This window comes from Cohnella pontilimi (assembly GCF_005049045.1).
In the GTDB taxonomy this organism is placed as follows: Bacteria; Bacillota; Bacilli; order Paenibacillales; family Paenibacillaceae; genus Cohnella; species Cohnella pontilimi.
Genome location: NZ_SUPK01000001.1, coordinates 57,434 through 69,501, shown reverse-complemented (window position 1 = coordinate 69,501; position 12,068 = coordinate 57,434). Strand labels below are relative to the sequence as shown.

The window sequence follows — 12,068 nt, the reverse complement described above, 5'->3', positions numbered from 1 at the left end:
GCGTTATCCCGGCTGATTCAACAGCTTCAACGGTTGTTTCGCCGGCCCTTCCATCACATCGCCCCGGTAATTGTACCGCGAGCCATGGCAAGGACAATCCCACGTCCGTTCAGCGTCGTTCCATTCCACTTCGCAGCCCATGTGCTTACAAGTCGTGTCCACGATATAAAGCTTGCCGTCGGGATCCCGGTAGGCACCGGCGCGTCTGCCGTAGATCCGGACAGCGGCGCCTTGATCCGGAGCGAGGTCCTGCGGATCCCGTGTCTCCCACTCGAGCTTGCCCCCCACGAAATGCTTCGCGACGTCCGCGTTTGTTTCAAGGAATACTCTGACGCTCGGATCGGCATGGAAGCGGGAAGGCGTGTACACTTTTTCATAACGGTTGTCGACGCCGAGTATCAAATCCTTGAGCAGCTGCGCGGCTGCCGTACTGTTGGTCATTCCCCATTTTCGGAAACCTGTCGCGATATACGCATGCTGCTCGTCTTTTACGGCCCGGCCGACAAATGGGATTTTGTCGAGCGTTGTGTAATCCTGCGCCGACCAGCGGTACCGAATCTCGCGTGGACCGAACGTCTCCCGCACGAAGGCTTCCAAGGCTTCATAATACTTAAACGTGGAATCCCCTTGCCCCGTTTTGTGCCGCTCACCGCCGACCACAAGCAGTTCTTCACCGTTATAAGACACCGAACGGATCGAACGTACCGGGTTATCCGCACTCAGGTACATGCCGGGCGGATCGCTCTTCTCCCTTGGGATCGCAAGCACGTATGCGCGTTCCGGATACATTCTGGCGAAATAAAACCCGCCGGCTCCGTAAAACGGAAAATGCGTGCACGACGCCACATCGCGGGCTTCTACATAGTGTCCTTCCTTCGTTTTCACTTTGTTCGCGAAAGTTCCGTGTTCCACGGTCATGGCCGTCGTATTTTCGTAGATTTGCCCGCCGGCTTTGACGATTTCTTGGACCAGATGCTTCAAATACGCCACAGGGTGAAAGCGCGCCTGCTGCGGCATGACCAAGGCGGCTTTGACTTCGAGAGGCAGCGGAGTGCTCTCGACTCGTTTACCGGGTATGCCGAGCTTCTCGTAGGCCTTCCATTCCTTGTCGATCTTCTCTATGCTGTTCGTGCTCGTGGAGTAAATAATCGAATCTTCTTCGGTCAAGTCGCAGGAAATCCCATTTTCCTCCACAGTGCGCCGGATGAAAGCTGACGCTTCGTGATTGGCCAAGTAATAAAGCCGCGCTTTCTCCTCCCCGACGTACCGAATCAAATCGTCGTAGATCAGATCGTGCTGAGCCGTGATTTTGGCGGTCGTGTGACCGGTTGTGCCGTTCATGATGAGGCCGGCTTCCAGAATCGCGACCTTTTTTCCTTCTTTGGCCAGCAGAAAGGCCAGTGTAATGCCGGTTATGCCTCCTCCAACCACAGCGACGTCTACGGTGATGTCCTTCGTCAACTTCTCGAATTGCGGAACTTCCGCCGAGGCGAGCCAATAGGATTGCGGATACTGCGGCAGCCCGGATTCGGAGGGTTCGTTGGTGCTCATTTTAGTCACTCCCTTGCGACTCGATTTCGTGTCAGATTCTGGGAGTATGCCCATTTTTCTCACTTGCAAACAAAAAAGAAGCGGAAGCCGGGAGTATCCCGTTTCCGCTTCTGTTTCATATCCGATTTACGCTGCTTGGTCGCCCGACAGCAAAAACTCAATTTCTTTCAAAAGGAAGTCTGCGAACGATTTGTCGATGTGCTTGCCGGATTGAGCTTTCACCTCGTTCGCGAGAGCTTTCCAAGCTCCCGACTTCACCTTTTCCAGCAGGCTGTTCACGATTCCCTGATTGTCGATCTTCCCGTTGTCCGCACCGGCGGTGATCAACTCGTCAAAATGGCCGAAGTCCATAGCGACCATAATCGTGAAGGCGAGTTCGCTTTGGTTGCCCGCCTTATCGAGCGCAACAACTTTCACCGTATGATTCCCATGGGCCAATACGAAAGGCGCGATATTCAGAGGATTTTCCGCCGGAATTCCGTCCACGAACACCTTAAGCTCCTGCAATCCGCTAAGGTTGTCGGAAGCAGACAAGGAGAGCGAAAGGCCGTCATACGGATACAAGGTAAGATCCCCGGGATTCTTGATCACCGGCGCCGTCTTGTCAATCAAGACAACGAACTGTTTCTCCTGCTCGACATTGCCGACAAGATCAACGGAACGATACGCGACCACGTTTCTTCCTTCGGTACCCACGGTGAATGTACCGTTTGAAACAGGCTGCCACTGTTCGTCATTGATCCGGTACTGCGACTGTTTAACGCCGATGCCGGATCCATCCGTTGCCGTGAGGGTGACGTTCACGTCGGTTTTGTTGTATTGCTCATCTCCAACAATGCCGTCGATGTTCGCTTCCGTCACTGGAGCGGTAATATCCGTGCTGATCCGGCCTTCCGCTTCGTAGTGAAGCGGAGCGGTAAAGCTTTTCACGAAATTCACGGTACCCGTAATGTCTTCAGGTCCTTGCACGACATTTTTGCCGTATTCCGAAATCAGCTTGTATTTGCCGGTCGATTGGTTGTACATAAAATTGTTGACTGTAAGCGAATAGATCGCTTGAGGATCGATCGGTTGGTCGTTGTCCAGTACGAGATTGACGATTTTGTTCGTTCGGGTGTCCCAAGTATAACGAGCGCCGCCGATGAACGAATCCGGACCATATTGCGGGCTGATCATCGCTTCCAATATTTCTTTGAATTGCGCCCCGGTCACGTCTACACGGACGAGCGTGTTGGCGAACGGCTGAATGTTGAACAGCTCGCCCCACGTAATCGGTCCTGCATCGAGATTGTCCCGGACTCCTCCCCCGTTCATCAAGGCAAAATCGCTGTTCATCTCGTACTTCATTCCGTCGGCGATCATGTTTCCAAGCGCATTGTCGCCAAGGACTCCCTTGGTTGGATAACCTTTGGTCATGGCGACTTCGTTCGTTCCCACTACAGCATTCACTTTAGATGCCACCATGTCTTCGTACTTCTTCAAAATGGCGGCTACTTCCGGATCCGGCGTAAGCTCCGATTGGATCACGTCCACGATTTCCGCACTCTTTTTCACGATATCATGGGTCGCCGGATCGATTTCCAAATCGATGTCCACGATCGCATCCCCGTATTCCCACGCTTGAACGATCAGCTTATTGTCCACGACGGCATTCAGCTTCACATGGTTGTGAGCGGCATAAATGATGTCGACCGCATCGTTCACGTTATGGGCCAGCGCTGCGATTTCCCCTTTGGCGGAGGTCCCGTCTTGATCGCCCGGCACATGCGCAAGCACGACAATCGCTTCCACACCCTGTGCCTGAAGTTCGGGAACGTATTTGTTAACCGCAGCCGCTTCGTCCGTAAACCGCACATTCGTAATACCAGTCGGCATGACGATGCTCGGAACCGCGGTCGTGACGACACCGATGAAGCCGATCTTCTGTCCGCCCGCTTCCTTGATTACATAAGGGGGCAGCACCAGCTTGCCCGTATCCTTATATTCCACGTTTGCAGCCACGACCGGGAAATTCATCCCTTTATAGTTCGCCGTCCCGTTCGGGTGATCGCCGCCGTGGATCAGACGAAGCATCTCGTCCACGCCTTCGTCGAATTCGTGGTTGCCGAGCGTACCGACGTCGAATCCAAGCGCATTCATGATCTCCACCGTCGGCTCGTCCTGCAGCAGCGCCGAAACCGGAGAGCTTCCTCCAACCATATCGCCGGAATGGATCAGCAAGGTGTTCGGGTTGGTGGCTTCACGCCCACGAAGCGCGGCTGCCCAGTATTCCGCACGGCCGAAATTGACGCCGGGACGAGTCGCAACCGTCGCCGTGACATCGATTTTTCCGTGAAGATCGTTCATGCCAAGCAGCTGGACCTTCACATTCGGTTGTTGGCTGCCTTCCGGGGTGTAACCATTGTTCTGGGCTTCCTGCGCGGAAGCGAAGAACACGCGCGCTTCAACCGGAACGCTAGACCATTGATCAGGCGTTACATAAGTTTTGGAGAAGTAATTGCCGACATACCGCAGCAACCCTTTGCCTTGTTCGCGGGCACGGAACACGAACGGCAGCTCCTGTAGCGGGTTCGTGTCGCTCCAGATGCCCAGCTTCGCGTCGCGTGCTTCTTTCACCGCTTGGGAGTATGCTTCGAAAGAGTCATCAATCGGCCAAATAAAGTAGGATACCGCATACCCCTTTTTCACCATTTCCAAGTTCACGTTCATCCCGTCGGATTTGCGGATGATTTGCGCCAGCAGGCGTCCATAATCGTCCGTCGCCTCTTGGCCGACTTTCAGGGTGACGGCATCTCCCGGCTTGAGCAGCGTATTAAGATACGATTTGGCTGCCAGGCCGTGGTCGAGTTGGTTTTGATCCAACGCATTCTTCGGCGTATGGTAGGTTTCGGGCGTATCGACATTTACAAACCGAACTTTACTCGTGCCGAGAACCGGTGTGGTCAAATGGATCGTGTCGCCGTCCACTATGCTTGCCACGGCCGAAACATATTCACCCGCGGCGCTCGGAGCAGGCGGTTGCGGCGTTAAAGCCGAAAAATCAGCAGTTTTGCGGGGAATCACCTGGTAGCTGTCATATTGGCTCAAAATACCGGTGATTTCATACCACTTGCCTGCCTGCAGGCTGTTCATATCGACCGAGCCTTCCATGACTCGAAGGGTCAGTCCGCGAAAATCGGAATCGATGAGCGATACATTATAGCCTCCGCCCGCCGGAGTGGACGGAATGTCTTTCACGAAGCCTATGAGCTTGACCAACTGCCCTTCCATCGGCTCGGCTTGCGCCGCATTTTGGAGAGCGGCAATCGTCGTGGATTGAGGCGCCGGCAGAGGTTGACCGGACTGGAGCGTCTCGATGCCGCCGGCAGAAGGTATGATTTCGGTCAGTCCCTTATAACTGTCGATGATGCCCGTAATACGAACCAGGTCGCCTTCCTTCAAATCGGCAGACACCGGGTCAAAGACGTTGATTCCACCCGTTGCGTCTTGTATATAAGTAGACAATTTGCCGCCGCCGATGGCCGCGTTGTCCGCGGTCACGACACCTTGGATGATGACCGTTTTTCCGAATTTACCTTTTGCTTCGGCGATCGTCATTTCAATCGGCACCGGATTCGGATCGGGAGACTCCAAATTTTCCATTGCCGTCGGAGATTTCAGTCCTGGAACGGTAAAATAGGCACCAAGAGTGCCGGTCACCCGAATTTTCGAGCCGGTCAGCCCCGGATTGGTCTTTAACCCGAACTGAGCGCGGAACGATGCCGGAATCTGAACGGGGAGCAGCTTCGCCGGCGTTCTTTCCGTAGGATCGTCTGCTAATACGAGATTGAAATCGTCTGCGAATGGCGCGTTAAAATTGTAACTGTTCGTTCCTTTCGTGTGAGCGACGACATACCCTTCGACGGTCGCCGTACCGCTATTGTTCTCAATCGCTTGTGCCACCGTGATGACTGTGCTTTCCGCTGCGTGAACCGTTTGCAAAACCGGAAAAACCGAGCTCATGCTTAAAGCTGTCAACATCAGCAGCAACACATACTTCCGAACAACCTTCCTCATGATTCTCCTCCTCTTAATTTTTAATGCCCCCAAAACTAAATAATAGAGGACCAGAGTAAACTGGCCCTCTATTATTTGTAAACTCCTATCAAAATTTTGAAGAAATTTTTGTCAAAAATCACTCTTTTTGTACTGCGAGCTTGTTCAGTGCTTCTGTTTCGTATTCCCGGGCTTTATTGAAACGGATCTCATTAGTGAATATCGCGCTTCTTGAAGTTTCCACCTTTCACTTCGGCAACGTCGTATACCATAACAAAGGCATTCGGGTCGATTTCGTTGATGATTTCTTTCATTTTGCTATCTTCCAATCGGGTAATGACGCAAGTAATTTCTTTGAACTGTTCGTTGGAATATCCACCTTCCACGAGATTATATGTAGCACCGCGCCCCAAGCGGTCACGAATGGTTTCCACCATGATTTCGGGATATCTGGTTAAAATTTTGAATGTTTTCGCGCCGGTTAAACCTTCTTCCACGATATGGATCACTTTAGAAGCAATGTAATAAGCGATACCTGACAATATAGCCCCTTGAAGGCCAAATACGGTCGAGACGACGATAAACACGAACGTATTCAAGAATAAGATAAGATCGCTGGTACCGAAAGGCAGTTTTCGGGAAAGCAACACGGCTAACATATCAATACCGTCCAATGCGCCGCCATTCCGTAAGGCCAGACCCATCCCAAAGCCGATAATAATACCGCCGACAACGGTTACCAGCAGCGTATCGCTTTCAATGATGGGCGAAATTTGATGCATAACAGCAGTGCCAACGGCCAGCGAAGCAATCCCGAGTACGGAATAGATCGCAAAATCTATACCGAGCTGCTTGTATCCTAAAAATATAAACGGTATATTCAGAACCGCGATTAAGATTCCTAACGGCACTCCGAATAGCTCGTATCCCACGATGCTTAGACCCGTGACACCGCCGTCGGATACGTTGTTTGGTATCAGTACGGCTTCAAGTCCATAGGAAGTTATGAATGCTCCAATGATTACAGCAAGTCCCCGTAAAACTTTTTTTAATACTGTAGGTTGTTTGTGCCCTGTCTTCATTCTGTGACCTCATTTCGATCTTTATCAAAAGCTTTGCCTCGATATTCTTTCTGTTCAAAGTTGAGGCTCTTCATTCAAGCTTAAACGGTTGCCCAGTATGCGATTTACTTTCTCGGCGTTCATCATCATGAAAATAAGGAAAGCAAGCACAACAAATGGGAATATGTGAATGCTCGTCTGGGTGGCAATGACTCCGAAAAGCGGTGGAAGAAATGTGGTTCCCGTATATGCGACAGCCATTTGATACCCCATTAGTCTCGCGGAATTTACTCTCCCAAACCGGCTTGGCGTTTCATGAAGAAGCCCGGGATAGATGGGGGCAAGCCCAAGTCCAATCAAAATCAATCCAATCAGGGAAAATGAGATGGGCGACGGAAGCAAAAGGACTATCCCTCCTGCAATGGCCGTCAACTGACCGCACCGGATTAACACGCGATTGTGTACTTTCAGCGTAATGAAGCCCGTTACCAGCCTTCCAACTGTTATTCCGCCAAAATATAAAGAAATCCATCCGGCGGCCGTCTCCGCCGTAATCCTTTTTGCACCAACCAGATAGCTTGCTCCCCATAGCCCTATCGTTGCTTCAACGCCGCAATAGAACAAAAAGGCGATGAGTGTAGGTTTGACACCTCTGATCCGGAGCACATTGGCTCTGGCGCCCTTCCCGTCCGGCTGCGGCACGGATTCGACACGCTCTTGTTGTAATTCACTTTGTGAACGCTCAAGCTGACGACTCACAGCGATTCGTTTCCATAGCGGCAGCGTTAGAAACAAAATAATGACGAGTGTGAACTGTATAATGGATACTGTAGAATAGCCACCTCTCCACGAGTTGTGGTGGGCAATATAGTAAGACATAATCATTGGCCCCGTGGTTGCCCCAACACCCCAGAAACAGTGCAGCCAATTCATATGATGAGCTTTATAATTTTCAGCTACATAATGATTCAGTGCCGCATCAATGGCACCTGCGCCAAGACCAAGCGGAATGGCCAAAACGATAAGCCAGATTACCGAGGGTGCTATAGAGATGCCAAGAAGCGCTCCTGCAGTCAGGAAGCAGCTAATTAAGGTAACTAACCCTGTGCCTAGTCGTTGAGTGATATTACCGCTTGCCAGACTGGATACGATAGTGCCTCCGGCCACGATCATAGACAAGATACCTGCGGAACCAAAAGAAGCACCAATATCGGGGTACATCACGGGCCAAGCCGCTCCAAGCAGAGAATCCGGAATACCAAGGCTTATAAATGCAAGATAGATAACAATTAAGAACAAAGTTGCCATTGTACAATCCTCTCATTGAGTCATCTTCTCTTCATTATAATGCTTGGATGCTTCTGCACCAATTAGCCTTTATGACGTTTCTAAACAAAAAAGCCAGGATCCGCGTGAGGAATCCTGGCTTGCCGTTTATTTATTAGCCATTATCGCCGCGGTCTCTTCCTCATTCGGCCCGTAAACGCCGGGAGGAACAAGCCCGGCTTGCCGCATCAGGATCGTCATCTGCGCGCGATGATGGATTTCGTGGCGCACGATAAGATTCAGGAGTCCGCCGTAAGTGGTGTCGATCGTGCCGAAAAGCAAAACCGGCTCGGACAGCTTCTCGTCGCTCCATTGTTCCCGAAGAGCTGGCGCAACGGCTTCACTTGCTTGTCGGTAGCCGTCGACGATGTCTTGCGCATGGTTAGGGACGGGCGATGCGAATCCCGGGCCATCCACCCTCAATCCGCCGGCGCCGAACATGCCCGTGACGCTGGTCGCCAAATGCCATGCCAGTTCCCCCAGCGTTCTACCTTTCGTTTCTGTTACCGATTGCTTTAACGACGCGTCCGTCAGTTCGGTTAGCACTTTCAGCGTCAAGGAAGATTCATGCGCCCAGTCGTTCACAAAGTCTTGCAGGGTCCGATACATTCGTCATCTCGCTCCTTCTTGTAAATGGTTGGCAGGTCCATCATACCATCCGGAGTAAACGGCCCGCAAATCTGACAATATCATTCGAACTTTCCCAACGGAAATAATATGACTCTTGTGAGCCATAAACTCATATCCGTGATTGTTTCCTTCATGCCGTTCTCTAACCAATAAAGAATAACTCCAACCGCTCCGTTCGACATAAAGGCTGCTTCCCAGACACTATCCCGGAATCGAAGTACCTCTGTTCTTATGACTTGCGTGACACGTTCACGAAATTCCCTTTCGATTAACATTGTTCGATACAGAGACGCGTGCTTCTGAATATGTTCGAACATAGCCATATGTGATTTGATTGGCATTTTTGAGCTTTGATAATCCTGTAATGCTGACTTATAAGTATACGTCGGGTAGTTCAATGAATGCGCCAGTCCATTCAAAATATCTTCTTGCATGTGGGTCAAAATGTCCTGCTTGTCACGAAAATGGAGGTAGAACGTTGATCGGTTGACCCCGGCTTTCCGAACAATTTCGCGAATGGTAATGGCGTCATAACCTTCCTCAACAATTAATTCCGTCAAGGTATCCATAAGTAACCGCCGTGTGCGAGCGACACGTGGATCAATTGCTTTGTTCATCCGGCCTCTCCCTCATGATCATACTTTTCCGACACAGCTTTCATTAGTGTCCACTAAGCGACATTCGAAAGGATGTTGCTGATTGAAGTAAGCGTATTCAAGAAATATAGTAGTTTATAGACACTGTGTTGTCTACTTAACGTATAAAATTTGTTTTCGAGGAGGACATGGGTATGGGAAGACTCGATGGTAAAGTGGCAATCATCACTGGCGGAGCACGAGGGATGGGAGCCGCTCACGTACGAAGATTTATTCGTGAAGGTGCAAAGGTTGTTTTCACTGATGTCCTTGTGGATGAAGGGCAAGCATTAGCCACAGAACTCGGTGGAAATGCGAAATTTATGAAACACGATGTAACGAGCGCTTCCGATTGGGATCGAATTGTTGCCGAAGCTGAAGCTGCATTTGGACCTGTTGATGTGTTAGTAAACAATGCAGGAATAGCTCCATCTAAACCTTTTGAAGAAACCACTGAAGAAGAGTATCGAAAAGTAATTGATGTCAACCAGGTATCCGTCTTTCTTGGCATGAAAGCAGTTCTACCCTCCATGCGAAAAACAAAAAACGGATCTATTGTGAATATCTCTTCTCTTGCCGGACTGATTGCCGGTAGAAATCAGGTAGCGTATGTTGCTTCCAAGTTTGCCGTTAGAGGGATGACAAAAGCCGCAGCTCTCGAATTTGGTGAATATGGTATTCGAGTCAACTCCGTACATCCAGGAATCATTGCAACTCCTATGACCATGAACGATGAAACTCGAGCCATGCTCTCCGAAATTAGTAAGACGATCCCATTGGGAAGAGTCGCAGCACCAGAAGAAGTTACTAATCTTGTCCTTTACCTGGCTTCGGATGAATCCAGCTACTCCACCGGATCGGAGTTTGTCATTGATGGAGGTCTATTTGCTCAATGATAAGTAAACAGTGAGAGTATAACTCCTTCAACAATTTTCCTCATTTAGCTGACCAGGCTGCCGATGCAATCGGCAGCCTGGTCAGCTACTTAGATTTCTCCCCGACTTGTAAAATTAAATACCTTAGCGAGCCCAATATCAGGACGTAATTCCTTGTCTTCTTCTGTGAACTGATTGTTTGTATATCGGCTGAGGGTTTTTCTCCAGAAGTTAATCGTTCTTAAATTCTTCTCAGTTGGAGTCGTATATATTAACCATTTTCCTTGAAATCGGTTGAAGATTTTTGTGATGGCAGCTTCCGCAACTCCCTGTCCTCTAAATGGTTGTAATATAAAAAATTCATTTACCAAGTAGTCGCTGTCATCATCCACATAAGGTGGCGCGGCGATCAATGCGAATCCTGCCGGCACTGTATCTACCGTAATTAAAAAAGGAAAGAGACAGTCCTCTTTGTTCCACCAAATATCAAATTCAGGAATTTGTTGTTGAAGCGTTCGAAACTCATCGCTATTTTCAAACACGCCATATTTATTGGGCAGTACATTGCGTATTCCCGCTAAATCGTGCAGGTATAAAGGATAAAGATTATTGATAATAAATTTTGTGTCATGCCTGCTTAATTGCACTTTTACTTCCGCCATCTCATATCCTCCACAATAAGACTGCTGATCCTTAGATCGGCAGCGTGGTCATTGTACAACCGTATCCGTAAGCTTAGCGTTACTCGTTACTGCCCATCGGTTTGTTCCATGATAATAAGCTGCTAAACCAACTATGAGGAGCCGGCCGCCAGGTGCAAGAACTTGGCGCATTTTCAACAGTGCGCTTCTCAATTCCATATGGTGCAAAGTCGCTACACAGATTACGGTAGAATAACGTTCCTCTTGAGAAGGGATTGGCATGGTGAGGAAGTCACCGGTTATGAGCGACACATTTGATACTTCAGCCAGTCGCGTTTGTGCACGCAAAATAGTTTCCGTGTCAGGGTCAATGCCCACTACTATTTGAGCGAAAGGCGCGAGGTGTTGGAGTAGTAATCCGTCACCGCATCCAATGTCTAGCACTCGTCCGCCGCGTGTCTTCGCGTCTGTCACTAACTCCTCGTGAAATGCAGTATTGTGATTCCAATATTTCTCGATTTCATGTTCCCTCCCGTCCTCTGCCGATCACAGCTTAATACTCTACTTTGTATTGACGAAACTACATTTTGTAAAGTTATATTAAGTTGCCCGTTGGATCAGGATTTTCATCTTCGTCGTTTATTTATTGTCTCTTTTATCATTTTCTCATTAGAAATTTCTTCTGGTTTAACTGAAATCCCACAAATCGATATTCCTCCCCACTCCTCCTTATTCGGAAAGAAAAGGGTTAAGTGGTTCTCGCGGTACTTTTTCAGATAATAACCATCCCTGATCAAGTGTAAGTGCATTCGAATGGATTCTTTAGTTTCTTCGTTTTGCTCTTTGTCCAGTGCAATTTCAAAATCGGGAACCAGTTCCTTTATATTCAAATCAAAAAAAGCCTGGGCTGCTTTTTCCCGCACTCTTTTTCCTTTTGTATCTGCAATCCCCTCACGAATGATCTCTTTACTGAATGAAACGGGAACGTCTTTTCTAATACAAGCCATAATTTGAAACCGCTCGTCTACATATCTAGAATGGATTAGAGTGCGAATAACATTTCTTGCTTCCTCATGGTTAATACTTAAGCGCCATAGAAAGTCTCCACCGATCTGCCAAACAGCCTTGTGTTTGTTTTTTGCGGCATTTACGATTGGTTGAAGTTCACTTGGCTCAATCGTTAATTTCGTTTCCAAGCGGTCAAAAGCATTACATGAAGCTACTAAGATTAGTCTTTGTTCCTCATCATCAATAAACTCTTCAATAAAATTCCTTGTACGCTCAGTTGGCATCAGTTTCCTCCTTTCGTAGATC

At 49.1% G+C, this 12,068-nt stretch carries 10 protein-coding genes; 1 reads left to right on the top strand and 9 read right to left on the bottom strand.

Going from position 1 to position 12,068, the window contains the following annotated elements; genetic code table 11:
* Positions 1 to 3 precede the first annotated feature (3 nt).
* The 6 genes from E5161_RS00420 to E5161_RS00395 all read right to left on the bottom strand — a co-directional run bounded on the left by E5161_RS00420 (position 4) and on the right by E5161_RS00395 (position 9,220).
* Positions 4 to 1,551: an FAD-dependent oxidoreductase gene (locus E5161_RS00420; RefSeq protein WP_136775629.1), complete on the bottom strand. Its 1,548-nt coding sequence runs from the start codon at positions 1,549 to 1,551 to the stop codon at positions 4 to 6.
* Between the two features lie 126 nt (positions 1,552 to 1,677).
* Positions 1,678 to 5,607 carry a 5'-nucleotidase C-terminal domain-containing protein gene (locus E5161_RS00415; protein ID WP_136775628.1) on the bottom strand — a complete coding sequence of 1,310 codons (3,930 nt, stop codon included), beginning with the start codon at positions 5,605 to 5,607 and terminating at the stop codon, positions 1,678 to 1,680.
* A gap of 191 nt (positions 5,608 to 5,798) precedes the next feature.
* Complete coding sequence (locus tag E5161_RS00410; RefSeq protein WP_136775627.1) at positions 5,799 to 6,668, bottom strand: YitT family protein; 870 nt, start codon at positions 6,666 to 6,668, stop codon at positions 5,799 to 5,801.
* 54 nt (positions 6,669 to 6,722) lie between these two features.
* Positions 6,723 to 7,955 carry an MFS transporter gene (locus tag E5161_RS00405; RefSeq protein ID WP_136775626.1) on the bottom strand — a complete coding sequence of 411 codons (1,233 nt, stop codon included), beginning with the start codon at positions 7,953 to 7,955 and terminating at the stop codon, positions 6,723 to 6,725.
* Between the two features lie 126 nt (positions 7,956 to 8,081).
* Entirely contained in the window at positions 8,082 to 8,582 is a 501-nt protein-coding gene (locus tag E5161_RS00400) for a DinB family protein (protein ID WP_136775625.1), read from the bottom strand.
* 80 nt (positions 8,583 to 8,662) lie between these two features.
* A complete protein-coding gene (locus E5161_RS00395; RefSeq protein ID WP_136775624.1) occupies positions 8,663 to 9,220 on the bottom strand; it encodes a TetR/AcrR family transcriptional regulator in 558 nt (185 codons plus the stop codon).
* A 173-nt stretch (positions 9,221 to 9,393) separates the two neighbouring features.
* Between E5161_RS00395 and E5161_RS00390 the strand changes: the two genes are divergently transcribed.
* A complete protein-coding gene (locus E5161_RS00390) occupies positions 9,394 to 10,134 on the top strand; it encodes a glucose 1-dehydrogenase (RefSeq protein ID WP_136775623.1) in 741 nt (246 codons plus the stop codon).
* Between the two features lie 89 nt (positions 10,135 to 10,223).
* Here the strand turns inward: E5161_RS00390 and E5161_RS00385 are convergent, their stop codons facing one another.
* From E5161_RS00385 to E5161_RS00375, 3 genes are all read right to left on the bottom strand, one after another.
* Positions 10,224 to 10,775 carry a GNAT family N-acetyltransferase gene (locus tag E5161_RS00385; protein ID WP_136775622.1) on the bottom strand — a complete coding sequence of 184 codons (552 nt, stop codon included), beginning with the start codon at positions 10,773 to 10,775 and terminating at the stop codon, positions 10,224 to 10,226.
* Between the two features lie 48 nt (positions 10,776 to 10,823).
* Positions 10,824 to 11,273, bottom strand: a complete 450-nt coding sequence (locus E5161_RS21365; protein ID WP_136776363.1) for a class I SAM-dependent methyltransferase — start codon at positions 11,271 to 11,273, stop codon at positions 10,824 to 10,826.
* A 107-nt stretch (positions 11,274 to 11,380) separates the two neighbouring features.
* The gene (locus E5161_RS00375; RefSeq protein WP_136775621.1) at positions 11,381 to 12,046 is read right to left on the bottom strand and encodes a hypothetical protein; all 666 of its coding nucleotides are present in this window, start codon (positions 12,044 to 12,046) and stop codon (positions 11,381 to 11,383) included.
* Positions 12,047 to 12,068 lie beyond the last annotated feature (22 nt).

Coding starts and splice junctions, on each gene's coding strand:
- E5161_RS00415 (WP_136775628.1), bottom strand. CDS start 5,607: ATGAGGAAGGTTGTTCGGAAGTATGTGTTGCTGCTGATGTTGACAGCT.
- E5161_RS00390 (WP_136775623.1), top strand. CDS start 9,394: ATGGGAAGACTCGATGGTAAAGTGGCAATCATCACTGGCGGAGCACGA.
- E5161_RS00400 (WP_136775625.1), bottom strand. CDS start 8,582: ATGTATCGGACCCTGCAAGACTTTGTGAACGACTGGGCGCATGAATCT.
- E5161_RS00405 (WP_136775626.1), bottom strand. CDS start 7,955: ATGGCAACTTTGTTCTTAATTGTTATCTATCTTGCATTTATAAGCCTT.
- E5161_RS00420 (WP_136775629.1), bottom strand. CDS start 1,551: ATGAGCACCAACGAACCCTCCGAATCCGGGCTGCCGCAGTATCCGCAA.
- E5161_RS00410 (WP_136775627.1), bottom strand. CDS start 6,668: ATGAAGACAGGGCACAAACAACCTACAGTATTAAAAAAAGTTTTACGG.
- E5161_RS00385 (WP_136775622.1), bottom strand. CDS start 10,775: ATGGCGGAAGTAAAAGTGCAATTAAGCAGGCATGACACAAAATTTATT.
- E5161_RS00375 (WP_136775621.1), bottom strand. CDS start 12,046: ATGCCAACTGAGCGTACAAGGAATTTTATTGAAGAGTTTATTGATGAT.
- E5161_RS00395 (WP_136775624.1), bottom strand. CDS start 9,220: ATGAACAAAGCAATTGATCCACGTGTCGCTCGCACACGGCGGTTACTT.